This is a genomic window from Streptomyces sp. CBMA291, assembly GCF_014596525.1.
Lineage (GTDB): Bacteria > Actinomycetota > Actinomycetes > Streptomycetales > Streptomycetaceae > Streptomyces.
Map to the genome: position 1 here is coordinate 98,383 of NZ_MSJP01000115.1, position 23,573 is coordinate 121,955.

The window sequence follows — 23,573 nt, forward strand, 5'->3', positions numbered from 1 at the left end:
CAGGAGTGCGGCACTCTTCTTCATGTCACTCATGTACATGAGTGAAGGAGTCCAGCCTGTATAGAGGAGTGATCCACTGTGCGTCAGATCCCCGTCGACACTTCCGCCGCGATGGTGATGGTGGCCCAGCCCCCGACCCCCAAGGTCGCGAACCGCCAGACCGGCGAGATCGCCACCGACCGCGACACCGGCACCCCGCTGATGACGGTCGACGTCATGTTCGTCATGGACGGCAACGCCGAGATCCTGAACCTCACCGTGCCGAAGACCGGCATCTCCGAGGAGCTCTCGATGGGCACCCCCGTCGCGCTGACCGGCGTCGTCGCCCGGCCGTGGGAGAACGAGTTCAACGGCCAGAAGCGCCACGGCATCAGCTTCCGTGCCGTCGCGGTCACCTCGCTCGTCGCCGCGCGGGTGGGCTGATCCGTGACCGCGTTAACGGTCGCCCTCGCCCTGGTCGCCGCCCTCGCACTGTTGCTCCGATGGCAGCGCCCGGCCTGGTACTGGATCGGCTTCGGTGCCGCCTTCGCCGTGGTGCGGGTCCTCGTCCGCTACACGTCGGTCATGGACGCGTGCGGGCTGACCGTTCCACCCGCGCGGTGGCGCCTGGCACTCGCCCGGGTGACCGGTCGCCCCATCCCGGATTCCCGGGCACCTCGTGTCCTACTGCTCCGGATCACCCGTACCGGACTGGTCCTCCGCGTGAAGCTGCGTCCCGGCCAAGACGCCTTCGACTTCTCCGCCGCGTCGGACCGGCTCCGGCACTCGTTCGTCATACAGAACGTCACCGCCCGGGAGATCCGCTCGGGTGTGGTCGAACTGCGGATGACCGGGTACGACGTGCTCAAGCGGGTTCAGATGCCCGCGGTTGCCCGCGGCGGCGTGATGCGGGTCCCGGTCGCCCTGCGGGAGGACGGAGAGGTCTACTACCGCGACTACCGTCAGACCCCGCACGCGTTGAACGTCGGTGCCACCCAGTCCGGCAAGTCCGTCTATCAGCGCAATCTCGTCGCCGCGCTCGCCACGGTCGATGTCGCTCTGGTCGGGATCGACTGCAAGCAAGGAGTCGAACTCGGTCCGCTCGCGCGCCGGTTCACCGCTCTGGCCGACCATCCCGATGCCGCCGTCCACCTCCTCGAATCGCTGGTCGCGCATATGGAGGAGATCTACCAACTGATCCGCAGCGATCAGAGGTTGAGCGCGGATCTGCCCGACGCGGAGATCACCGCCGACATCTGGGACCTGCCCGACCATCTACGCCCGACCCCGATCGTGCTCCTGGTCGATGAGGTCGCGGAGCTGGCACTCTTCGCCACGAAGGAAGAGGAGAAGCGGCGCGATCGGATCGTCACCGCCCTCATCCGGCTCGCTCAGCTCGGCCGGGCCGCCGGCATCTATCTGGAGATCTGCGGACAGCGCTTCGGCTCCGAACTCGGCAAGGGCATCACCATGCTCCGCGCCCAGCTCACCGGCCGGACCGCCCACCGTGTCAACGACGAGACCTCCGCCACCATGGCCTTCGGCGACATCGCGCCGGACGCCGTCCTCGCCGCCATCCAGATCCGCACCGACCGCCCCGGCACCGCCGTCGTCGGTGACTCGTCCGGCGGCTGGGTCCGTATCCGTACGCCCCACCTCACGCTCCGGCGGGCCGTGAACATCGCGAACTCCCACGCTCACCGCACGCCGGAGATCCCCGCGCTGGACGCCTTCCGGCCCGTCCTTCCGCCTCGGGGCAAAGCAGTGGCGACCTCGGCCGTCACCGCTTCCGCGGCCATCTGAATCTCCTCGCTTCACGGCGGCGTGACCGCTTCACGCCGGGTCCCTGCCCCACCCATGCCCGAAACCGGAAGAAGGACCCGCGATGCCTCCTCTCCGCCGGCCGGACGCCGTCCTCGTACAAGCCGTGATCGCCGGCGCCCTGTCCTTCGCCCACCTCCACGACCTGGCCGCGGCTGCCGGACAGACCGGATGGAAAGCCTGGGCCTACCCCGTCTCCGTCGACCTCCTGCTTGTCGCCGCCTGGCGTCGGCTGCGGGCCTCGCGGGCGGCGGGCGAACCGTCTCGCTCGGCCTGGACGTGGTTCACGGTCGCCCTGGTCGCGTCCCTCGGTGCGAACGTCGCCACCGCCGGTCTCCTCGACCTCGGACGCGTACCCGCCTGGCTGCGCATTCTCGTCGCGGGCTGGCCGGCCCTCGCGTTCCTCGGCGGCACCCTCCTCGTCCACTCCCCCAGCACTTTGCCGACGGCGAAGCAGGAAGAGCCGGCACCCGCCCCCTCGGCAGTCGCCGAACCAGTCACACCAGCGGAGCCGACGGCTGAGCCTGCTCTGCCGCCCTCGCCCGCCCTCGAACCCACCTCTGAACCCGCACCGAAGGTGCCCGTGCCGGCCGCGCTCGTCGCCCACGCACGGAAGGTCGCCGACGACCACCACACCCGCACCGGCACCCGAATCGACACCGACACCCTCCGAACCCGCCTTGGCCTGCCGCCCGAACTGGCCGCCGCCATCGCCGCCCAACTCGCCTGAGAAGGAGATCGACCATGCGCGATTCGACCCGGCTCGCCCTGGAGCGCGCCGCCGAACTGACTCGGAACAACCGCCTGGTGGACGCCGTCGCCATCGCCGAGCCGGTGATCACGACCGCCGACGAATTCGAGTCGGCCGAGATCCGTCAGTGGCTCCTCGACCACGTCGACGACTTCACCAGGGAGGTCTGAACAGTGGCTGCCCGCGACCACTTCCACTCCGTGATGCGGATCGGCCCGGTGCAGACCGGCACCCGCCGCGACCGCCACGGACGCACCAAGCACGCCGCCGTGTGCACGGCCGATGGATGCGGCTGGTCCTCCGAGTACTCCAGTTCCTCGGCCGCCCAGCTCGCCGCCCGCACTCACTGCTGCAAGCCCCGCTGATCTCGAAGGAGACCCGCGTCATGGACGTCCCGCTCTGGCTCGCCCTGATCGTCGTCGGCGGCCTCGGCATCAAGCTCATCCGCCCGCCCTGGTGGCTCGTCGCCGTGATCCTCCTCGGCGGCTACCTCCTCGCCGACAGCGTCATGGCCCCGCTCATCGACCACACGATCACCAAGTAGGGAGAACCGTCATGTTCCAGCCGCGCATCCCGGTCAACCCGCTCCCCACCAGCGTCGTTGTCCCGCTCGTCCGGACGACCCCCACCGGGGACATCGAGCCCCACGCCACCGCTCACCCGCCGGTCTGCGACCACCACCATGCCCCGGCCACCGCTCCGGTCCCGGCGCGTTCCTCCGCCGTGCACCTCACCCCGGCCGGCCTGGCTGTAGTCGTCGCCGGTGGCGCCGGAGCCGTCCTGGTCGTGGGCGCGGTCCTGGTCTCCATGCTCCTCGCCGTCGCCGTCAGCGCCGCCTCGGTCGCCGTGTGCGCCGTCGTCCTGCGCTCGCTCCTCAACGGGCGCCGCCGACACCGCTAGTCGGGCCCCCGGGCGGCTCAACCGCCAAGTATCCGCCGCCCGGGAGCCCCGCCCCTGCCCAGTTCGCAGAACCAGAAGGAACCGCCCCATGATGACCGACGCGGCCACCCCGTCGGCGGGATTCGACACCACCACCCTGAGCGACATGCTCCGGGTGGCCGGGTCGCCCGACTTCGACCGCTGGCGCGAGCAGATACACCGCACCGGCGGCTGCTCCCACCCCATCCACCTCACCGGCTGGACCCTGACCCGGGACAAGACCACCGGCGAGACCCTGCACCGCTACTCCACCGACACCGAACCGGGTGGGCGCCTTCGGATCGCCTGCGGCAACCGCCGGGCCTCCCGTTGCCCCGCCTGCGCGTGGACCTACGCGGGCGACACCTTCCACCTCATCCGCGCGGGCCTCGCCGGAGACGACGCCAGGGACATCCCCGCCGCCGTCCGCGAACACCCCCGCGTCTTCCTCACCCTCACCGCCCCCTCCTTCGGCCCGGTCCACAACCGCCCCGGCGTCCGGCCTTGCCGCTGCGGTACGCGCCACGCCGAGGACGACTCCGCCCTCGGCACCCCGCTCGACCCCGGCTCGTACGACTACGCCGCCGCCGTCCTCTTCAACAACCACGCCGGGCAGCTCTGGCAGCGGTTCACGACCCGCCTCCGCCGGGAGATCGCCGCCGTGGCCGGTCTCTCGCAGAGGGATGTGAAGGCGGTCGCCCGGATCTCGTACGGAAAGGTCGCCGAGTTCCAGAAGCGGGGCGCCGTCCACTTCCACGCCGTCGTCCGCGTCGACGGCCCGGACGGACCCGACTCGCCCCCGCCGCCGTGGGCGACCACCGAACTCCTCACCGACGCGGTACGCACCGCCGCGACGCACCCGTACACCACCGTCACCGTGCCCGCCGCAGGCGAGCACCCCGCCCGCCGTCTCCGCTGGGGCACCCAACTCGACGTCCGGCCGGTGAAGGCGTTCGGGGAGGGCTCCGACGTCACGGAACAGGCCGTCGCCTCCTACATCGCCAAGTACGCCACCAAGGCCGCGGAGACGACCGGCAGCCTCGACCGCCGCATAGGCAACCGGGAAGCCCTGCTCCTCCTCGGCGTCCCCGACCACACCCGCCGCCTCGTCGAAGCCTGCTTCGACCTCGATCCGCTCTACCCCGACCGAAGACTGACAGCCTGGGCCCACATGCTCGGCTTCCGGGGCCACTTCTCCACCAAGTCGCGGCGCTACTCCACCACCCTGACCGAACTCCGCCAGACCCGCGCCGACTATCGTGCCGCACAGGAACGCACCGCCCGCGGCCTCGACGTCATCGCCCCGGACACCGTCCTCGTCCTCACCTCCTGGACGTACGCCGGACAGGGCCACAGCCCCGGTGAAGCCGCCTTGGCAGCGTCCATCTCCCGGGACATCCGACTCAACCGCGAGACCGCCCGCGAAGCACTCCGCGCCGAGTCCTGCACGACCTTCGAAGGGGAGCGGTGACCATGGCCGCCCGTCTTCTCACCGTCAGTCAGGTCGCCGAACTCCTCGGAACTTCCGTCCGGTTTCCCCGCCGCCTCATCGAGGAGCGGCGCATCACCTTCGTCAAAGTCGGGCGCCATGTCCGCATCCCGGAGCCTGCCGTCGCGGCGTACATCGAGCGCCACACCGTGCAGCCCGCCCTGCGCCGCTTCGGAAGGGTGGCCTGATGGCGAACCACAAAGGCAGGCGTCGCCGGTTCGGCAGTGTGCGGCAGCTCGCGTCCGGCCGCTGGCAGGCTCGCTACCGTGATCCCCTGTCGGGCGAGACGCAATCGGCGCCGCAGACCTTCGGCACGAAGACGGACGCCGACATCTGGCTGACCACCATCGAGGCCGAGATCCTCCGGGGTGCCTACCAGTCTCCGGACGCCGGAAACGTCGCCTTCGGCGAGTACGCGGACGAGTGGCTGAAGCACCGCAAGCTGGAGGACCGCACCCGGGAGCGCAATGAGAGCGTGATCCGGCTGCACATCAAGCCGACGTTCGGCGCCGGGACCGTGGCCGCGATCACCACGCCCCGCGTACGGGCATGGCGCACCGGCCTGCTGGACGCGGGCGTGGGTGAGCCGACCGTGGTCAAGGCGTACCAACTGCTCCGGGCCATCCTGAACACGGCCGTCGACGACGAACTGATCCGGCGCAACCCCTGCCGCATCAAGGGCGCCGACCGCTACGACGTACCCGAGCGGCCCGTCCTGACCGTGCCCGAGGTGTACGCGGTCGCCAACGCCATCCAGCCGCACTTCCGGCTGCTCGTGCTACTCGCCGCGTTCACCACGCTCCGGTTCGGTGAACTGGCCTCGCTCCGGCGCCGGGATCTGGACCTGGGCCGCTGCGTCGTCCTCGTCCGTCGTGCCCAGTCCGAGTTGCAGAACGGCGCGCTGGCCGACAAGGCGCCGAAGTCCGCGGCCGGCGTCCGCTCGGTGGCCTTCCCCGCCGAGCTCCTCCCCGAGGTGACCCACCACCTGGAGCACTTCGCGGGAGCCGGGCGGGACGGCCACCTGTTCCAGGGCCCCCGTGGCGGTCTGCTGAGGCGGAGCAACTTCCGGGACGACTGGATCGCGGCCCGGAACAAGGCGGGTGTCCACCACTCCGTCCACTTCCACGACCTCCGGCACACCGGGAACACCCTCGCCTCCAGCGCCGGCGCCAGCACCCGGGAACTCATGACGCGGATGGGCCACAGCACGACCCGAGCCGCGCTGATCTACCAGCACATGACGAGCGACCGTGATCAGCACATCGCGGGGAAGCTCGGCGAGATGATCCGCCAGGTCCGTAAGAGCGGGCCTTCTGGCACGTAAGTGGCACGGCCGTGATCATGCGAAAGGGCCAGCGCCGGGGAATCATGTCCCAGCGCTGGCCCTTTGCTCTGAGCCCCCTGTCGGGTTCGAACCGACGACCCCCGCTTTACAAGAGCGGTGCTCTGGCCAGCTGAGCTAAGGAGGCAGCCAGAGCAGTGTAACCAACGCCGCCCCGCCGTCGGTCGGAAATCTCGTGGGCTGTCGAGTGCTGACAGATCGGGCATCGGCGGGTAGCGTCACCTGTGGTTCACCCAGGTGGACTAGACCTCCATTCTTCCTTTACTCGGATCGTCCGGCACGTTCCTGCCGGTGAAGGGGCGTATCGCCATGGCTTCCGTAACGTTCGACAAGGCCACCCGGGTCTACCCCGGTGCCACCAAGCCCTCGGTCGACCAGCTGGAGATCGAGATCGCCGATGGCGAGTTCCTCGTCCTGGTCGGTCCCTCCGGTTGTGGAAAGTCGACCTCCCTGCGCATGCTCGCGGGTCTTGAGGACGTCAACGCCGGCGCCATCCGCATCGGTGACCGCGACGTCACGCACCTGCCGCCGAAGGACCGGGACATCGCGATGGTGTTCCAGAACTACGCGCTCTACCCGCACATGACCGTCGCCGACAACATGGGCTTCGCCCTGAAGATCGCCGGCGTCAGCAAGACCGAGATCCGCGCCAAGGTCGAGGAAGCGGCCAAGATGCTGGACCTCACCGAGTACCTCGACCGCAAGCCGAAGGCGCTCTCCGGCGGTCAGCGTCAGCGTGTCGCCATGGGCCGCGCCATCGTCCGCAAGCCGCAGGTCTTCCTCATGGACGAGCCGCTGTCGAACCTCGACGCCAAGCTCCGCGTCTCGACCCGTACGCAGATCGCCGGTCTCCAGCGCCGTCTGGGCATCACCACGGTCTACGTCACCCACGACCAGACCGAGGCGCTCACCATGGGCGACCGGGTCGCGGTCCTCAAGGACGGTCTGCTCCAGCAGGTCGACTCCCCGCGCAACATGTACGACAAGCCCGCCAACCTCTTCGTCGCCGGCTTCATCGGCTCCCCCGCCATGAACCTGGTCGAGGTCCCGATCACCGACGGCGGCGTGAAGTTCGGCAACAGCGTCGTCCCGGTCTCCCGTGACGCGATCTCCGCCGCCGCCGCCAACGGCGACACCACCGTCACCGTCGGCGTCCGCCCCGAGCACTTCGACGTGCAGGGCCCGACCGGCAAGGACGGCCTGGCCGTCACCGTCAACGTCGTCGAGGAGCTGGGCTCCGACGGCTTCGTGTACGGCTCCACCCGCGTCGGCGACAAGGACCAGGACCTCGTCGTCCGCGTCGGTGGCCGTGACGTCCCCGCCAAGGGCACCACGCTGCACGTCGTGCCGCGCGCCGACGAGCTGCACGTCTTCTCCACCTCGACGGGCGCCCGCCTCAGCGACTGACCCGGTCCCCCGGGCGGAAGCCACCCGGAACACCGCCCGGAGCACCGCCCCGCACTCCTCGAACGGCCCCGCGTCCCTCCCGGACGCGGGGCCGTTCGTCTCAGCAGGGGGTTTAGTGGCCGGAAACCCCGGCATTCCGGGCCCGTACCCCATCCCGGCGTCAACACGGAATTCGAAAAGACACCTCGAACCATCCCCCGCAAGAGTGACTAAATGTCGCCATTTAACTACCGACCGCTACGCTCGCCTGCGTGACGCACACTGCCCGCCGAATCGGCCGCTCTCTCGCCCTCGTCCTCCCCGTCGTCCTGGTGCTCTCGGGAACGCTCGCGGTGTCCGCCGTTCCGTGGGCCGGTCAGGCCTCCGGGACCCAGCTCGCGGCGTCCGCCGCCGACGTCTCCGTCCGCGCCAGGACCCGCCCCCCGCAGGACGTCCTGCGCGACCAGCTCCTCACCGAACTCCAGGAGACGGACCCCGGCACGGCCCTCACCCACCTCCAGCGCGAGGTGGAGAACCGGCCCTCGCTCGCCGAGCACTGCATGTCCATCGCCCGCTCCCTCGGCCGCGCCGCCGTCCGCCAGTACGGCCCCTCCCGCGCCCAGTCCTTCTCCCGCCCGGTCTGCGACACCTCGTACGCGACCGGTGTGATGCGCGCCGGCTGAACACGACCGATCGAAGTCCTCGGTCCCGTGGCCGGCTCGTGTGCGGGGGTGGCCCCGGCCCGTGGGCGAAGACCCCCGCGCGCCCGGCCCGTCGGGCGGCACGCGGAGCGGCGCCTATCGTTCCCCGTATGCACACCTCTCCGACACAGGCCGTGGTCCTGGCGGGCGGCCAGGGCTCGCGGCTCCGCCCGTACACCGACGACCGCCCCAAGCCGATGGTCGAGATCCCGGGCACCGGGACCCCGATCATCGGCCATCAGCTTTCCTGGCTGGCCGCCGAGGGCGTCACCGACGCCGTCGTCTCCTGCGGCCACCTCGCCGAGGTGCTCCAGGAGTGGCTGGCCGAGGCAGACCTCCCGCTCAACGTGACCACGGTCGTCGAGACCGAGCCGCTGGGCCGGGGCGGCGGCCTCAAGTACGCCGCCGCGCGTCTGCCCGCGCCCGACCAGCCCTGGTACGCCACCAACGGCGACATCTGGACCCGGTTCTCGCTGCGCGAGATGGCCGCCTTCCACGAGGAGCGGGACGCCCTCGCGACCCTCGCCCTGGCCCGCCCCCGCATCCCGTGGGGCGCCGTCGAGACCGACACCTTCGGGCACATCACCGACTTCGTCGAGGCGCCGCCGTCGCCGTTCCTCATCAACGCGGGCGTGTACGTCTTCGCCGCCGCCTTCACCGAGCTGCTGCCCGATCTGGGCGACCACGAGCGCACCACCTTCCCCCGGCTCGCCCGGGAACGGCGCCTCGCGGGCTTCCCGCTGCCCCAGGGCGCGTACTGGCGGGCCATCGACACCGCCAAGGACCTCACCGAGGCGGCGAAGGAGCTGGCCACGCAGCGCGTCTGACGGCACCTCCGCACGGCCCCCTCCGTACTGCACCTCCGCACGGCGCCTCCGGGCATGCGAGAGGGCGGCGCCACCGCATCGGTGGCGCCGCCCCCTCCCCGTACTCGCCTGCCTCCGTCAGCCCAGCAGACCGCCGATCGGGTTCTGCGGGCCGCTCGGCGCCGAGCCGCTCTCGGACGGGGACTCCGAGGTGCTCCCGGTCGAGCCGCCGCCACTGCCGTCGCCGCCGCCCGGGGTCCCCGAGGAGCCGCTGGGCGTGTCGCTGGTGGACGGCGGGGCCGCGGGCCTGGACTGCGTGGGCGTACGGCCTCCGACGCCCGTCCCGACGCCCTCCGTGGAGGTCGGGCGCTGCTCCTGGGTCCTGGGCACCTCGCGGACCGGCTCGGTCGGCACCCGCTCCGGCTCCCGGGTCCGCTCGCGCTCCACCGGCACATCGCTGGTCGCGGCGGGCTCGGGGGTGTCGGACGGGGTCTTCGAGGGCGGCGGGGTCGGCTCCTCGTGGAGCGGCTCGCCGGAGAGGTGGTTGATCGGGTCGTCGTTCGGGCCCGGCACGGTGACCATCTCGGTGGAGCGGACGGCGCCGCCGAGGACGGAGCCGACGAGCAGGGTGAGACCGACGACGACGGCGGCGACGAGGGTGCTGCGGCGGGCCACCCGGCGGCGCAGCTCCCACAGCTCGGCGCGCGGCCCGAGGGTCCGCCAGGCCTCCCCGGAGAGCCGCCCGTCGACCGAGTAGACCGGCGCGCCGGCGATGATCAGCGGCGACCAGGCGGCCAGGTAGATGATGTCGGGCGCCTCGTAGACCGGGACGGACTTCCAGCTGACGGTGAGCAGCAGCGCGGCGGAGATCAGGGCGCCGAGGGCGCCCGCGAACCGCTGCCAGAGGCCGAGGACGGTGAAGACGCCGACGGCGACCTGGAGGAAGGCGACGGTGAGTCCGGCGCCCACCGGGTGCTGGAGGGCGAAGTCCCGCAGCGGTTCGGCGAGGGCCCACGGGTGCAGGGAGTTGAGCCACTTCACCATGGAGCCGCGCTCGCCGCCGTCGAAGTAGACGGGGTCGCAGAGCTTGCCCATGCCCGCGTAGAGCGAGATGAAGCCGAGGAAGACGCGGAGCGGGAGGAGGACCACGCCGAGGTTCATCCGGCGGTCCGGGTAGTAGGAGGTCCGGACGGGGTCGGGCCTTCGGCCGCTCCGCTCGTGCCCGTCCTCCTCCTCGTACGCCTCCGGTCCCCCGGGCTCGGTCCGCAGCTCGAACAGGTCGTCGTAGGCACCCTCGGCGCGCCGCATCGGCGGCAGCAGCGGGCCGCCGACCATGGGGTTCGGCATGGTGTCGTCCACCCGCGGGATGGCCTGGGTGACGCCCGCGCCGAGGCCCCCTTCGAGGAGGGGGACGGAGGACTCCCGCACGGCCTGGAGGAGACCGGTGGCGCCCGGCGCCGACTTCCCGCTCCAGACGACGGGGCGGCGGCGCGGGCCGCTCCCCGCGCCGGAGAGACTCCCGGCGCGGGCGCTGTAGCGGAACTTCGGTTGCGGGGCCGGCGCGAGCCGCACACGGAAGCTGGCGTGGTTCACGATCACCTGGGCGGGATCGGAATCCACCTTGAGCATGCTCAGCGCGGGCTGATCGTCGAACCCCGGCCGGGGCGTTCTGGTGTCCACACTCATCTAACCGAGTGATCTGGGTTTAGGACACTGCCTTGACGGGCCGCAAATGTCCGAGACCCGTCAAGATCACGCCACCGTCCGGGTGACATGGCCGGGAGCCACCGTCGGGCGCCCGGCCGGAAACAGCCGGAGTCAGGCCATCCGGCGGCGGGCCGCCTCGTAGAGCACCACACCGGCCGCGACACCGGCGTTGAGCGACTCGGCGCCGCCCGGCATCGGGATGCGGACGAGGAAGTCGCAGGTCTCGCCCACCAGGCGGGACAGGCCCTTGCCCTCGGAGCCGACGACGATGACGACCGGACCGCCCAGCTCCTCCAGCTCGTGGACCTCGCGGTCGCCGTCGGCGGCGAGCCCGACGACCGTGATCCCGGCCTTCTGGTACGCCTCAAGGCAGCGGGTCAGGTTGGTGGCGCGGGCCACCGGGGTGCGGGCCGCCGTACCGGCGGAGGTCTTCCACGCACCGGCCGTCATACCGGCGGCACGCCGCTCGGGGACGACCACGCCGTGACCGCCGAAGGCGGAGACGGAACGGACGACGGCGCCGAGGTTGCGCGGGTCGGTGACGCCGTCGAGGGCCACGATCAGCGGCTCGTCGTGGTCGTCGTAGGCCGCCGACGCCAGGTCCTCGGGGTGCGCGTACTCGTACGGCGGCACCTGGAGGACGAGACCCTGGTGGTTCAGGCCGTTCGTCATCCGGTCCAGCTCGGGGCGCGGCGCCTCCATGATGTTGATGTTGCCGCGGCCGGTGGCGAGGTTCAGGGCCTCGCGCACGCGCTCGTCGTTGTCGATGAACTGCTGCACGTAAAGGGTCGTGGCGGGCACGCCGTCGCGCAGGGCCTCGAAGACCGGGTTGCGGCCGACGACCATCTCGGACTGGCCCTTGCCGCCGCGGCGGACGACGGGCTTGCGCTTGGCCACGTTGCGGGCCATCGCGTTGGAGACGCGGTATGCCTTGTGGCCCTTGCGGGCCTCGGCCTTGGGCGTCGGGCCCTTGCCTTCCAGGCCCTTGCGCCGCTGGCCACCGCTGCCGATCGTCGCACCCTTCTTGTTGGACGTGCGACGGTTCCTGCGCTGGCTGTTCCCGGCCATGACTTACCTAATCCTCGGTGTTGCGTACGTAGGCGTACGTGGTCTGTAACTGAAGTGTGCCGCCCGGAGCCCCGGGCGGCACGTCTTCCACAGCTCTGTCAGCGGTTGCCCAGGGCCCAGCGGGGGCCGTCGGGACCGTCCTCGATGGCGAGCCCGGAGGCGTTGAGCTGGTCGCGGATCGCGTCCGCGGTCGCCCAGTCCTTCCGTTCGCGGGCCGACTCGCGCTGCTGGAGCACGAGCCGGACGAGGGTGTCGACGACGCCGTGGAGTTCCTCGCCGCCGCCGGACTCCTCGGCCCAGTGCGGGTCGAGGGGGTCCAGACCGAGGACGCCGAGCATGGCACGGACCTCGGCGAGGCGGGCGATCGCCTCGTCCTTGTCGTCCGCCGCGAGGGCGCTGTTGCCCTGTCGGACGGTGGTGTGGATGATCGCGAGCGCGTGCGGCACGCCCAGGTCGTCGTCCATCGCCTCGGCGAAGGCGGGCGGCACCTCGGCGGCGGGGACGACGGGCGCCCCGGCCTTCTCGGTGGCCCGCTGGACGAAGCCCTCGATGCGGGCGAACGCCGCCTCGGCCTCGCGCAGGGACTCCTCGCTGTACTCGATCATCGAGCGGTAGTGCGGGGTGCCCAGGTAGTAGCGCAGGACGATGGGGCGCCAGTTCTTCACCATCTCGGAGACCAGCACGCTGTTGCCGAGCGACTTCGACATCTTCTCGCCGCTCATGGTGACCCAGGCGTTGTGCACCCAGTACCGCGCGAAGTCGTCGCCGAAGGCCTTGGCCTGGGCGATCTCGTTCTCGTGGTGCGGGAAGATCAGGTCGAGACCGCCGCCGTGGATGTCGAAGGCGGAGCCCAGGTACTTGTGCGCCATGGCCGAGCACTCCAGGTGCCAGCCGGGACGGCCGCGGCCCCACGGGGTCTCCCAGTCGGGCTCGCCCGGCTTGGTCGCCTTCCACATCGCGAAGTCGCGCGGGTCGCGCTTGCCGGTGATGCCGTCCTCGGGGGGCTGTCGGAGATCGTCGATGTCCTGGTTGGACAGCTCCAGATAGCCCGGGAAGGACCGCACGTCGAAGTAGACGCTGCCGTCCGCCTCGTAGGCGTGGCCGCGCTCGATCAGACCGCGCATCATCTCGATCATCTCGGGGACGTGCCCGGTGGCGCGCGGCTCGTAGCTGGGCGGGAGGCAGCCGAGCGCCTCGTAGCCCGCGTTGAACGCGCGCTCGTTCTCGTAACCGATGGACCACCAGGGGCGGCGCTGCTCGGCGCCCTTGTTGATGATCTTGTCGTCGATGTCGGTGACGTTGCGGATGAACGTGACGTCGTAGCCGCGGTACGCGAACCAGCGGCGCATGATGTCGAAGTTCAGCCCCGAACGGATGTGGCCGATGTGCGGGGCCGCCTGGACGGTGGCACCACAGAGGTAGATCGAGACGTGGCCCGGCGTGAGCGGGGTGAAGTCGCGGATCTGCCGGGAGCTGGTGTCGTACAGGCGAATGGTCACCACCCCAGGGTAGTGGGCGCCCGGCGGTGCCCCGATACCCGATCCTGCTCTCGGATGACGTTTTTCACCGGGTACCGGGCGCCCCCGGCGCCGGACACCCCCCGATCCACCCGCCCGGCGCACCGGGGGACGCCCGCGCACGGGGGTGTCGGGGCTGGTCGGAAGGGGTGCGTCGCCGGGCGTGGCCAGGGGTGTTCCCGGGTGTCGGGGGTACGCGGGCCGGGGCGGGCGGCCCGCGTGCCCCCGGGGTGTCAGGCCTGGTCGACCCGGTAGACGAGGGCCGTCGCGAGGGCCGCGAGGCCTTCCGCGCGGCCCGTCAGGCCGAGGCCGTCCGTCGTCGTGCCGGAGACGGAGACCGGGGCCCCGGCCGCCTCGCCGAGCGCCTTCTGCGCCTCGGCGCGCCGCTTGCCGACCTTCGGCCGGACGCCGACGACCTGGACGGCGATGTTGCCGATCTCGTATCCCTCGGCGCGTACGATCCGCGCGGCCTCGGCGAGCAGGGTGACACCGGAGGCGCCGGACCACTCGGGGCGGGAGGTGCCGAAGTGGGCGCCGAGGTCGCCGATGCCGGCGGCGGAGAAGAGCGCGTCGCAGGCGGCGTGGGCGGCGACGTCGCCGTCCGAGTGCCCGGCGAGGCCGTATCCCTCGGAGTCCTCCCAGAGGAGCCCCGCGCACCAGAGTTCCCGGCCCTGCTCGAAGGCGTGGACGTCGGTGCCGATGCCGACGAGCGGGATCACCGGGCGGGCGCCGGGGGGCGTGCCCGGGGCCGGGGTGCCCGGGGTGGGGGTCGGGTCGGGGGTGGGGGTCGGGTCAGAAGCCATCGTTGGCCCTCCTGCGGGCGAGTACGGCCTCGGCGAGGACGAGGTCGAGGGGGCGGGTCACCTTGAAGGCCTCCTCGTGGCCCGGCACGACGACGACGGGTGCGCCGAGCCGCTCGACCATGCCGGCGTCGTCGGTGGCGCCCTCTCCGCTCAGGGCGATGGTGGCGTGCGCGTTGACGAGGGTCTCGCGGTCGAAGCCCTGCGGGGTCTGGACGGCGCGGAGCCGGGCCCGTACGGGGGTGGCGACGACCTGTTCGGGCTCGCCGGGCGTCCCGGCCGGTTCGACCTCCTTGACCGTGTCCGCGACGGGCAGCGCGGGGACGACGGCGACGGCCCCGGCCCGGACGGCCTCGATCACGGCGTCCACGGTGTCGACGGGGACGAGGGGGCGGGCGGCGTCGTGGACGAGGACGGTGGTGACGTCGTCGGGCACGGCCTTGAGGCCGAGGTGGACGGATTCCTGACGGGTGTCGCCGCCGGGGACGACCACGTAGTCCGTGCGCTCGGGCAGGGCGTGGGCGTCGAGGAGGTTCTTCACCTCGGCGGCGCCGTCGGGGGGTGCGACCACGACGACGAGCGAGACCGCGCGGGAGGCGGCCATCGCGCGGACGGCGTGGACGAGCATGGGGGTGCCGCTCAGCGCACGCAGCGCCTTGGGGGCGCCCGGACCGAGGCGTACGCCCCGTCCGGCCGCCGGGATCACCACAGCGGTACGAGGAGGACGCGCATCGTCTGACATCGGTTGCACTCCGGCAGGTTTGTTTCCGCGGCCGACATGGGTATGGCCTCACCGTGCCCGACGCTCCGCCTTGACCGGGCCCTTTCCGTGACGACGGTCGAGGCGTTGCCGTCCGGGCACAGGAGTCCGGACGTAACGGGGGGTGCGGGGAGTCTCTCAGCCGTGCGCGCACAGGGTCGTGCCGCACAGGGCCGTGCGTACGCTCCCGCGGGCGTACGCGGACATGCCGCAGCGCCCGGCGGCAGCACTGTGTGGATCACAGCGCGCCAACGGGCACCACGGCATCGCTTCACTTGGGAGCGGGCTCGAATGTCTTCAGAGCACCGCTCAGGACGCGAGGACCTCGTCGAGGAGAGCCTCGGCCTTGTCCTCGTTCGTGTTCTCCGCGAGGGCCAGCTCGCTGACCAGGATCTGCCGGGCCTTGGCGAGCATGCGCTTCTCACCGGCGGAGAGACCGCGCTCGCGCTCGCGCCGCCACAGGTCGCGGACTACTTCGGCGACCTTGATGACATCGCCGGAGGCGAGCTTCTCGAGATTTGCCTTGTAGCGACGGGACCAGTTCGTCGGCTCCTCGGCGTACGGCGCGCGCAGCACCTCGAAGACCCGGTCCAGCCCGTCCTGACCGACCACGTCGCGGACTCCGACGAACTCCGCGTTGTCCGCCGGTACGCGAACCGTCAGGTCGCCCTGCGCGACCTTGAGCACCAAGTAGGTCTTGTCCACGCCTTTGATCTGGCGAGTTTCGATGGCCTCGATCAGCGCGGCCCCGTGATGGGGATAGACCACGGTGTCGCCAACCTTGAACGTCATGTGACAGGTACCCCTTCCGTGGCTATCCAGGGTAACACGGATACGGCTTCTTCTGAATGGCGTTTTCGCAGGTCAGGGCATATCTCGGGGCTTGACAACAGCGACAGGGACGTGCTGCGGAGGGCTTCCGGAAGGCGGTATTCGCAGGTCGGAGCGGCTGTGTCGACGCAGAGAAACACCGACGTTACACCTACCCGGAACCTCTCCCCGATGGGCCGATGCCCCGATTTGTCGGGTTCGGAGTGGCCTTCTTCACGTACTCCGTTCGAGGATCGCCCTCACGTACGGATACCCCACGGGGTGATTCCGTAATTGATCAGTCGGGCCGGGTCCATGATTTTCCGGAGGTACGGCTCGGGTAATGCGGGGCGCTCCTCGAATTGATCAAGGCGGTTATGTGAACAACAGGTCAATGGGGAGAGATCCAGCCAGGAGACCCCCGGTCGGCGGGCGACCGCGAGGGGCCGGCCGCCGGTTAGAGGCGGGTCGGGTGCGGGACGGAGAGGACGGCTCGGTAACCTAAGCGCGCTGACAGGCTTTTAGTTGGCTTTTGGTCCCCCCGTCCGTCCGTACGTCCAAGGAGATGCCGCCGCCGTGAGCCGCAGCCTTCGACGCGGCGCCCTCGCCGCCACCGCCATCGTGTTCTCCATCGCCGCCCTGTCCGCCTGTGGCGCGGGCAACAACGCGCAGACGCTCGGAATCCGGCCGGACAACGCCGCCGTCTCGGTGGGCGAAGTCAAGATCCAGAACGCGCTGGTGATCACCCAGCCCGAGCCCGGTGTCAAGGGCCCGGCCGCCGTCTCGGCCACCCTCTTCAACAACGGGCGCGAGGCGCAGGTCCTCCAGTCGATCAGCCTGCCGGGCAGCAGCGCCGCCGTGACGCTGAAGCCCGCCGGGGGCTCCGGCCAGATCACCGTCCCGGCCGGCGGCTACGTCGTCATCGGCGGCGAGGGCAACGCCTCCGCCGTCATCGAGAACGGCAACGAGTCCGCCCGCGACGGCGACGCCCAGCGGGTCGTCTTCAAGCTGAGCACGACCGGCGACGTGGGCATCGACGCCTTCGTCGTCCCGGCCAGGCACTACTTCAAGGACTTCGGCCCGTCCGCCGTCCCGGCCGTCCCCGCCGCCACGCCGACCACCACCGCGTCGGCCGAGCCGACGGGCGAGGCGACGCACTCCGCCGGTCACTGACCACGGCAGCCGTACGCGGCAGACATGTGAAAGGCGCCCCTCCCGGCCGGGAGGGGCGCCTTTCACATGAGCGGCGGGGCGGGCGGGGCCGGACGGGAGCGGGCCGCGCAGGACCCGGCCCCGTGGGGCCGTACGGCTGCCGAGGCCACGGCGCCCCCGTGGCCTACGGCTCGCACGGAACGGGACTCGCACGGAACGGGACTCGCACGGAGCAAGGCCCGCTTTCCGGGCCTGCTCCGAGCGCTGCTCCGCCCGGTCCCGGTCCCGCTCCGGTCCACAGCCTCCGCCGTCCGAAGGCCGCTCGCGGTCTGTCTACGGCTCGAACTTGTAGCCCAGGCCCCGGACCGTGACCAGGTAGCGCGGGGCGCCCGGGTCCGGCTCGATCTTGGCCCGGAGGCGCTTCACGTGCACGTCGAGGGTCTTGGTGTCGCCGACGTAGTCCGCGCCCCACACCCGGTCGATGAGCTGCATACGGGTGAGGACCCGGCCCGCGTTGCGCAGGAGCATCTCCAGGAGGTCGAACTCCTTCAGCGGCAGGTCGACCTTGCCGCCGCCGACCGTCACCACGTGCCGGTCGACGTCCATCCGGACCGGACCCGCTTCGAGGGCCGCCGGGGTGACCTCCTCCGGCTCGCCCCGGCGCCGCAGCACCGCGCGGATGCGGGCGACCAGCTCCCGCGAGGAGAACGGCTTCGTCACGTAGTCGTCGGCCCCTATCTCCAGGCCGACGACCTTGTCGATCTCGCTGTCCTTGGCGGTCACCATGATGACCGGGACGTTCGAGCGGCCGCGCAGCTGACGGCAGACCTCGGTGCCGGGCAGTCCGGGAAGCATCAGGTCGAGGAGGACGAGGTCGGCCCCGTTGCGCTCGAACTCGTCGAGGCCGTCGGGTCCGGTGGCCGCGACGGCGACCTCGAAACCCTCCTTGCGAAGCATGTAGGACAGGGCGTCGCTGAAGGATTCCTCATCCTCGACGACGAGCACTCGGGTCACGGAAGGACCTCCGGGGCTGGAAGCGGTTCGGTCATGAGATCGGGAGTGGGGGCGGAGGCGTGTCGGCGGTCCCGTACGGAGCCCGCCTCGGGCAGCCGCAGGGTGAAGGTGGAGCCCTGGCCCTCGGTGCTCCAGACGGTGACCTCACCGCCGTGCGAGGCGGCCACGTGCTTGACGATGGCCAGACCGAGTCCCGTACCGCCGGTGGCACGGGAGCGGGCCGGGTCGACCCGGTAGAAGCGCTCGAAGATCCGCTCGCGGTCCTTCTCGGAGATGCCGATGCCCTGGTCGGTCACGGCTATCTCGATGAGGTCCCCGCCCGGCACCGCGATGTGGCGGGCGGCGATGCCCACCCGCGTACGGGCCGGCGAGTAGTTCACCGCGTTCTCCACGAGGTTGCCCAGGGCCGCGGCGAGCTGGCCGCGGCTGCCCCAGACGTACAGGTCGGCGGAGCCTCCGGAGACCATGGTGATCTGCTTGGTGGAGGCGGTGTGCCGGGAGCGGTCGATCGCCTCGGCGACCAGCTCGTCCACGGACACCGGCTCGGAGTCCTCCAGCGGGTCGTCGTTCTGCACCCGGGAGAGGTCGATGAGCTCCTGCACCAGATTGGTCAGTCGGGTCGCCTCGATCTGCATCCGGCCGGCGAAGCGGGTGACCGCCTCGGGGTCGTCCGAGGCGTCCATGACCGCCTCGGAGAGCAGCGAGAGCGCCCCCGTGGGCGTCTTGAGCTCATGGCTCACGTTCGCCACGAAGTCACGCCGCACCGCTTCGATGCGACGGGCCTCGGTGAGGTCCTCGACCAGCAGCAGCACCAGACGGGACCCCAGCGGCGCCACCCGGGCGGAGACGGCGAGAGCCTCGCCGCGACCGGTGCCGCGCCTCGGCAGGTCCAGCTCGACCTGCCGTATCTCGCCGTCCCGGCGGGTGTCACGGGCCATGTTGAGCATGGGCTCGACGGCCAGTTTCCCGCCGCGGACCAGTCCGAGGGCGTACGCCGCCGAGCTGGCCTTCACCACCGAGTCGCTCTCGTCGAGAACGACCGCGGAGGAGCGCAGTACGGACAGCACCGTGTCGACGCCGGGCGGAAGCACGGCGTCGGTGTGCAGGGAAGTCCGCGTGGGTCTCGTCTGGTCGCGCTCGCTCCAGCGGAACGCCAGCATGGCGATCACGCCGGTGCACATGCCGGCGATCGCGGCCAATGCGGCGACCGCCGCGTTCACGTCCATGCCCCAAGGTTATGCGGGCTCACCGACACTCTCCCAGCCGTCCGGGTGGCTGCTCGAACACTCGTCGCTCAGAGTTCACCGTGAGGTCCCGGCTGGTTCACTTGCCCCGAAGCCCAAGGTGGCGCGCGTCGCCCAGAGTTCACCTTGGGGAAAGAGGTGGTTCATGTGAGGGGGTGGAACCGGACGCGTACGGGCCCGAACGTGGGAGCGTGGGTCCTAAGCCCCACCCGGACCCCGGAGCACTGCGGAGAGAGGGACATCCATGCGGGACGCGTACCACGAGGAACTTGACTCGATCGGCGAGGGCCTGGTCGAAATGGCCCGACTCGTCGGGTCGGCGATCGGGCGCGCCACGACGGCGATGCTCGACGCGGATCTGAAGCTCGCGGAGAGCGTGATCGCCGCCGACCAGAAGGTCGACGACCTCCAGCACGACCTGGAGGCGCGGGCCATAGCGCTGCTCGCGCGGCAGCAGCCGGTGGCGACGGATCTTCGGATCGTGGTGACCTCGCTGCGCATGAGCGCCGACCTGGAGCGCTCGGGCGACCTGGCGCAGCACGTGGCGAAGCTGGCGCGGCTGCGGTTCCCCGCCACGGCGGTGCCCCGGGACCTGCACGCGACCATCCTGGAGATGGGGCAGCTGGCGCAGCGCCTGATGGCGAAGGCGGCGGAGGTCATCATCACCAAGGACGTCGATCTGGCGCTTCAGCTGGAGCAGGACGACGACGAGATGGACCTGCTGCACCGGACGCTGTTCCAGCACCTGATGGACGACCGCTGGCGGCACGGCATCGAGACGGCGGTCGACGTGACGCTGCTCGGCCGGTACTACGAGCGGTTCGCGGACCACGCGGTGTCGGTGGCGAAGCGGGTCGTGTACCTGGTGACGGGTGAGCACGCGGACGAGCTCCAGGCGGCGGACGCGCCGGTGGAAGGCGCGTAGGCCCACGGGCTCCGATGCGCCGTTGATGCGCCGGTCCGGGCGGGTTCCAATGGGGAGAGGCGACGTGCGCCTCGAAAAGGGAGGGACCCCCATGGCCGATTCCCCCACGATGACCGAATCCCCGGTGGAGGCGCCGCGCGACGCGGCGCACCTGACCGTCCTGGGCAACTGCGGCTGCGGCTCGGGCTGCGGCTGCGGCTGCCAGTCGGGCTCGCCGTGCCAGTGCGGCGGCTGCTCGGGCTGACCCGAGCGACACCCCGGGAGGGAGGGGCGGGACGCGACCAGCGATATCGCGCCCCGCCCCTCCCGCCTGTCCGTCCTGCGGGTCCCTCTGCCCGTCCCGCAGGTCCCTTTATCCGTCCAGCGGGGCCCTTTATCCGTTTATCCGTCGCGCAGGCCCTTCTATCCGTCCTGCGGGTCCGTCGTGTCGATCACGCCGACGGTCTGGTCACCGCTGACCTCCCCGGTCGTACGGAATCCGAGCCGGCGGTAGAAGGCGCCGGGGCCGTCCTCGCCGGGATGCCAGGTGACGTACAGCCGGTCGGCACCGCGCCGCCGCAGTTCCTCGCGTACGGCGGCGACGGCGAAGCCGCCGTATCCCCTGCCCTGGGCGTCGGCGGAGATGTTGAGCCGCCAGAGACCGCTGCGCCGGTCGGCGGGGTCCCGCTCCTCGTCCCAGGGCAGGTCGAGGAAGGCCATCAGGAAGCCGACGGGCCGGTCGCCGTCGACGATCAGCCTCGGCCAGGCGGCCTCTCCGAAGGCGTACGCCTCGGCGAGCGAGGTGGCGACGGGGGCCACGTTCCGCTCCTGGTGCGCGTGGACGCGCAGCGCGAGGGCCGCGTCGACGTTCGCGGGGGTGATCTTCTCCAGCCGGAGCCCGGTGCGGGACGGGGGTGCGGTCATGGCGAGGACGGTAGTGGCCTGAGAGGGCCGGCGCCTGGTGATTATCGGACCGGCAGGGTTCGGGGCTCCGCCGGGATACGGGCACATGACAGGGCGCCAGGAACCGTGCCGGTCCTGACGCCCTGTCGTACTACTCGTACTTCTCTTGCTTCTCGTACTGCTACTTCTTCTTGCCCTGGTTCTTGACCGCCTCGATGGCCGCCGCCGCGGCCTCCGGGTCGAGGTAGGTGCCGCCGGGGTTGAGGGGCTTGAAGTTCTCGTCGAGTTCGTACGAGAGCGGGATGCCCGTGGGGATGTTGAGGCCCGCGATGTCCGCGTCCGAGACGCCGTCGAGGTGCTTGACCAGGGCGCGGAGGCTGTTGCCGTGGGCGGCGACCAGGACCGTGCGGCCGGTGAGGAGGTCCGGGACGATGGCGTCGTACCAGTACGGGAGCATGCGCTCCACGACGTCCTTCAGGCACTCGGTGCGCGGGCGCAGCTCCGGCGGGATGGTCGCGTAACGGGCGTCGTTCGCCTGCGAGAACTCGCTGTCGTCGGCGAGCGCCGGCGGCGGGGTGTCGTACGAGCGGCGCCACAGCATGAACTGCTCCTCGCCGAACTCGGCGAGCGTCTGGGCCTTGTCCTTGCCCTGGAGGGCGCCGTAGTGACGCTCGTTGAGGCGCCAGGAGCGGTGGACCGGGATCCAGTGGCGGTCCGCGGACTCCAGCGCGAGCTGGGCGGTGCGGATGGCGCGCTTCTGGAGGGAGGTGTGCAGGACGTCGGGGAGCAGACCGGCGTCCTTGAGCAGCTCGCCGCCGCGCGTCGCCTCCTTCTCACCCTTCGCGGTGAGGTTCACGTCCACCCAACCGGTGAACAGATTCTTCTCGTTCCACTCGCTCTCGCCGTGGCGGAGGAGGATCAGCTTGTACGGTGCGTCGGCCATGCGCCCGAGCCTAATCGACCTCGGACGATTGACGCGCGTCGTCAATCCGGTGGCGTCCGGCACCTGAGATACGTAAGTTACGACTGCCGTCAGTGGGACTTACATATTTCAAGGGGCCTGCCACACATGTCCATCGACTCGCTCAGAAGATCAGCCCGTGCGACGGTCTCGGGACTTCCGCCCGGGTTCTGGTGGCTCTGGCTGTCGACCTTGGTCAACCGGACCGGGGCCTTCGTCCTGACTTTCCTCTCCCTCTATCTGACGCTCGAACTCGGCCACTCGGCCTGGTTCGCCGGGCTCGTCGTCGCCCTGCACGGTCTCGGCGGCGTCGTCGGCTCCCCGCTCGGCGGCACCCTCACCGACCGCTGGGGCCGCCGCCCCACCATGGTCGCGACCCATCTCGGGGGCGCCGCCTGCGCCGCCGCCCTCTCCGTCGTCACCAGCGCCTGGGCCATCGCCGTCGTCGTCCTCCTCATGGGCGTCGCCATGCAGGCGGTCCGTCCCGCCATCAACGCCACGATCGCGGACATGGTCCCCGCCCACGACGTGCGCCGGGCGTACTCCCTCAACTACTGGGCCATCAACCTCGGCTTCGCCATCGCCTCCATCGGCGGCGGCGCCGCGATCGCCCTCGGCTACCGCACCCTCTTCCTCGTCGAGGCCGTCGCCACCGTCCTGTGCGCCCTCATCGTCTTCCTCCGCCTCCCGGAGACCCGTCCCGAGGCGGGGACCGGGGCGGGGACCGGGGCGGGAACCGGGGCCGGGACCGACCCGGCGGGCGCCCCGGTCGCCGTGGAGAAGGTCGGCATGCTCACCGTGCTGCGGGACGCCCCCTTCCGCACCCTGGTGCTGCTCAACCTCCTCGTCTGCCTGGTCTTCACCGCCCCCTGGATCGGTCTGCCGCTGACCATGGCGGACGAGGGCCTCTCCCCCTCCTCGTACGGCCCCGTCATCGCCGTCAACGGCATCGTGATCGTCGGCTTCCAGCTGATCGTCAACAGGCTGACCGAGAAGCGTTCGCCGGTCCTCCTGCTGAGCCTGTCCTCGCTGCTCTTCGCCGTCGGCACGGGCGCCACCGCCCTCGCGGGATCCTCCGTCGCCTTCGCCGCGACCGTCATCGTGTGGACCGTCGGCGAGATGATCCACATCCCGACCAACGCCGCCGCCACCGCCCGGCTGGCCCCCGCGCACGCCCGGGGCCGCTACCAGGGCGTCATGGGCATGTCCTGGGCCGTGGCCGGTTTCGTCGCCCCGATCGGTGCCGGTGCGATCGTCGACGGGCCCGGTCCCGACGTCCTGTGGGCCGTGACCGCCGCGATCGGCGTCGCCGCCGCCGTCGGCTACTCCCTGCGGCTGCGGCGCGCGCTCGGGGAGGACCCGGCCGAAACGCCCGGGGCCCCTGCCGAGCCGTCCGGGGAGGGGATCGCCGGGGAGACCGCCGGAGAGACCGCCGCCGGCTCCGCCGATGCGGCCGTCGCCACTGGTGCGGCCACCGCCGCCTCCTCCGGTGCCGCCAAGGCCGTCGGCACCACCGTCGGCACCTGACCCCTCCCGACCT

The 23,573-nt window shown here is 71.2% G+C and carries 27 protein-coding genes and 1 tRNA gene; 17 read left to right on the plus strand and 11 right to left on the minus strand.

All coding sequences use genetic code 11. The features are described from left to right. Positions 1-78: 78 nt before the first annotated feature. The 10 genes from BU197_RS29575 (at position 79) to BU197_RS29620 (ending at position 6,282) form a co-directional block, all read left to right on the plus strand. Positions 79-423: a hypothetical protein gene (locus BU197_RS29575; protein WP_188271392.1), complete on the plus strand. Its 345-nt coding sequence runs from the start codon at positions 79-81 to the stop codon at positions 421-423. Between the two features lie 3 nt (positions 424-426). Beyond that, a complete protein-coding gene (locus tag BU197_RS29580) occupies positions 427-1,782 on the plus strand; it encodes an FtsK/SpoIIIE domain-containing protein (RefSeq protein ID WP_188271393.1) in 1,356 nt (451 codons plus the stop codon). Between the two features lie 82 nt (positions 1,783-1,864). Next, complete coding sequence (locus BU197_RS29585) at positions 1,865-2,530, plus strand: DUF2637 domain-containing protein (RefSeq protein ID WP_188271394.1); 666 nt, start codon at positions 1,865-1,867, stop codon at positions 2,528-2,530. Between the two features lie 14 nt (positions 2,531-2,544). Continuing rightward, positions 2,545-2,721 (plus strand): hypothetical protein, encoded by a 177-nt coding sequence (locus BU197_RS29590; protein ID WP_188271395.1) that lies wholly within the window; start codon positions 2,545-2,547, stop codon positions 2,719-2,721. Between the two features lie 3 nt (positions 2,722-2,724). Continuing rightward, positions 2,725-2,916: a mobile element transfer protein gene (locus tag BU197_RS29595; RefSeq protein ID WP_188271396.1), complete on the plus strand. Its 192-nt coding sequence runs from the start codon at positions 2,725-2,727 to the stop codon at positions 2,914-2,916. A 20-nt stretch (positions 2,917-2,936) separates the two neighbouring features. Continuing rightward, positions 2,937-3,095 carry a hypothetical protein gene (locus tag BU197_RS29600; RefSeq protein WP_188271397.1) on the plus strand — a complete coding sequence of 53 codons (159 nt, stop codon included), beginning with the start codon at positions 2,937-2,939 and terminating at the stop codon, positions 3,093-3,095. A gap of 11 nt (positions 3,096-3,106) precedes the next feature. After that, a complete protein-coding gene (locus BU197_RS29605) occupies positions 3,107-3,451 on the plus strand; it encodes a SpdD-like protein (RefSeq protein ID WP_188271398.1) in 345 nt (114 codons plus the stop codon). A 91-nt stretch (positions 3,452-3,542) separates the two neighbouring features. Next, positions 3,543-4,940 (plus strand): replication initiator protein RepSA, encoded by a 1,398-nt coding sequence (gene repSA / locus BU197_RS29610; RefSeq protein ID WP_188271493.1) that lies wholly within the window; start codon positions 3,543-3,545, stop codon positions 4,938-4,940. 2 nt (positions 4,941-4,942) lie between these two features. Continuing rightward, positions 4,943-5,146 carry a helix-turn-helix domain-containing protein gene (locus BU197_RS29615; RefSeq protein WP_188271399.1) on the plus strand — a complete coding sequence of 68 codons (204 nt, stop codon included), beginning with the start codon at positions 4,943-4,945 and terminating at the stop codon, positions 5,144-5,146. After that, positions 5,146-6,282: a tyrosine-type recombinase/integrase gene (locus BU197_RS29620; RefSeq protein ID WP_188271400.1), complete on the plus strand. Its 1,137-nt coding sequence runs from the start codon at positions 5,146-5,148 to the stop codon at positions 6,280-6,282. Before BU197_RS29615 ends, BU197_RS29620 begins: the two co-directional genes overlap by 1 nt. Before the next feature lie 71 nt (positions 6,283-6,353). Here BU197_RS29620 and BU197_RS29625 read toward each other — a convergent pair. Next, positions 6,354-6,427, minus strand: a tRNA-Thr gene (locus BU197_RS29625). Between the two features lie 182 nt (positions 6,428-6,609). On the opposite strand from BU197_RS29625, the gene BU197_RS29630 reads away from it, so the two are divergent. From BU197_RS29630 to BU197_RS29640, 3 genes are all read left to right on the plus strand, one after another. Beyond that, complete coding sequence (locus BU197_RS29630; protein ID WP_188271401.1) at positions 6,610-7,707, plus strand: ABC transporter ATP-binding protein; 1,098 nt, start codon at positions 6,610-6,612, stop codon at positions 7,705-7,707. A 251-nt stretch (positions 7,708-7,958) separates the two neighbouring features. After that, complete coding sequence (locus tag BU197_RS29635) at positions 7,959-8,369, plus strand: hypothetical protein (protein ID WP_188271402.1); 411 nt, start codon at positions 7,959-7,961, stop codon at positions 8,367-8,369. A 128-nt stretch (positions 8,370-8,497) separates the two neighbouring features. Next, complete coding sequence (locus BU197_RS29640) at positions 8,498-9,214, plus strand: NDP-sugar synthase (RefSeq protein ID WP_188271403.1); 717 nt, start codon at positions 8,498-8,500, stop codon at positions 9,212-9,214. Positions 9,215-9,331: 117 nt separating this feature from the next. On the opposite strand, the gene BU197_RS29645 is transcribed toward BU197_RS29640, so the two are convergent. From BU197_RS29645 to BU197_RS29670, 6 genes are all read right to left on the minus strand, one after another. Beyond that, positions 9,332-10,879 (minus strand): DoxX family protein, encoded by a 1,548-nt coding sequence (locus BU197_RS29645; protein WP_188271404.1) that lies wholly within the window; start codon positions 10,877-10,879, stop codon positions 9,332-9,334. A gap of 132 nt (positions 10,880-11,011) precedes the next feature. Further along, positions 11,012-11,968: a 23S rRNA (guanosine(2251)-2'-O)-methyltransferase RlmB gene (rlmB, locus tag BU197_RS29650; RefSeq protein ID WP_188271405.1), complete on the minus strand. Its 957-nt coding sequence runs from the start codon at positions 11,966-11,968 to the stop codon at positions 11,012-11,014. Between the two features lie 98 nt (positions 11,969-12,066). After that, the gene (gene cysS, locus BU197_RS29655) at positions 12,067-13,467 is read right to left on the minus strand and encodes a cysteine--tRNA ligase (protein WP_188271406.1); all 1,401 of its coding nucleotides are present in this window, start codon (positions 13,465-13,467) and stop codon (positions 12,067-12,069) included. Between the two features lie 251 nt (positions 13,468-13,718). Beyond that, positions 13,719-14,288 (minus strand): 2-C-methyl-D-erythritol 2,4-cyclodiphosphate synthase, encoded by a 570-nt coding sequence (gene ispF / locus BU197_RS29660; protein ID WP_223183583.1) that lies wholly within the window; start codon positions 14,286-14,288, stop codon positions 13,719-13,721. Then, complete coding sequence (gene ispD, locus BU197_RS29665) at positions 14,278-15,027, minus strand: 2-C-methyl-D-erythritol 4-phosphate cytidylyltransferase (RefSeq protein ID WP_188271407.1); 750 nt, start codon at positions 15,025-15,027, stop codon at positions 14,278-14,280. Before ispD ends, ispF begins: the two co-directional genes overlap by 11 nt. A gap of 327 nt (positions 15,028-15,354) precedes the next feature. Beyond that, positions 15,355-15,837, minus strand: coding sequence for a CarD family transcriptional regulator (locus BU197_RS29670; protein ID WP_003953493.1), 483 nt, complete (start codon positions 15,835-15,837; stop codon positions 15,355-15,357). A gap of 594 nt (positions 15,838-16,431) precedes the next feature. Here BU197_RS29670 and BU197_RS29675 point away from each other — a divergent pair. Next, a complete protein-coding gene (locus BU197_RS29675; protein WP_188271408.1) occupies positions 16,432-17,028 on the plus strand; it encodes a DUF461 domain-containing protein in 597 nt (198 codons plus the stop codon). Between the two features lie 312 nt (positions 17,029-17,340). On the opposite strand, the gene BU197_RS29680 is transcribed toward BU197_RS29675, so the two are convergent. Both BU197_RS29680 and BU197_RS29685 read right to left on the minus strand, forming a co-directional pair. Continuing rightward, a complete protein-coding gene (locus tag BU197_RS29680; protein ID WP_188271409.1) occupies positions 17,341-18,021 on the minus strand; it encodes a response regulator transcription factor in 681 nt (226 codons plus the stop codon). After that, a complete protein-coding gene (locus BU197_RS29685; RefSeq protein WP_188271410.1) occupies positions 18,018-19,247 on the minus strand; it encodes a sensor histidine kinase in 1,230 nt (409 codons plus the stop codon). The genes BU197_RS29680 and BU197_RS29685 overlap by 4 nt, the downstream gene beginning before the upstream one ends. A 262-nt stretch (positions 19,248-19,509) precedes the next feature. Here BU197_RS29685 and phoU point away from each other — a divergent pair, with 262 nt between their 5' ends. Both phoU and BU197_RS29695 read left to right on the plus strand, forming a co-directional pair. Then, complete coding sequence (gene phoU, locus BU197_RS29690; RefSeq protein ID WP_188271411.1) at positions 19,510-20,190, plus strand: phosphate signaling complex protein PhoU; 681 nt, start codon at positions 19,510-19,512, stop codon at positions 20,188-20,190. A 91-nt stretch (positions 20,191-20,281) separates the two neighbouring features. Further along, positions 20,282-20,434: a hypothetical protein gene (locus tag BU197_RS29695; protein WP_188271412.1), complete on the plus strand. Its 153-nt coding sequence runs from the start codon at positions 20,282-20,284 to the stop codon at positions 20,432-20,434. Between the two features lie 158 nt (positions 20,435-20,592). Here the strand turns inward: BU197_RS29695 and BU197_RS29700 are convergent, their stop codons facing one another. After that, the gene (locus tag BU197_RS29700; RefSeq protein WP_188271413.1) at positions 20,593-21,093 is read right to left on the minus strand and encodes a GNAT family N-acetyltransferase; all 501 of its coding nucleotides are present in this window, start codon (positions 21,091-21,093) and stop codon (positions 20,593-20,595) included. A 160-nt stretch (positions 21,094-21,253) separates the two neighbouring features. After that, positions 21,254-22,015, minus strand: a complete 762-nt coding sequence (locus BU197_RS29705; protein ID WP_188271414.1) for a phosphoglyceromutase — start codon at positions 22,013-22,015, stop codon at positions 21,254-21,256. A gap of 126 nt (positions 22,016-22,141) precedes the next feature. Between BU197_RS29705 and BU197_RS29710 the strand changes: the two genes are divergently transcribed. Further along, a complete protein-coding gene (locus tag BU197_RS29710) occupies positions 22,142-23,560 on the plus strand; it encodes an MDR family MFS transporter (protein WP_188271415.1) in 1,419 nt (472 codons plus the stop codon). Positions 23,561-23,573 lie beyond the last annotated feature (13 nt).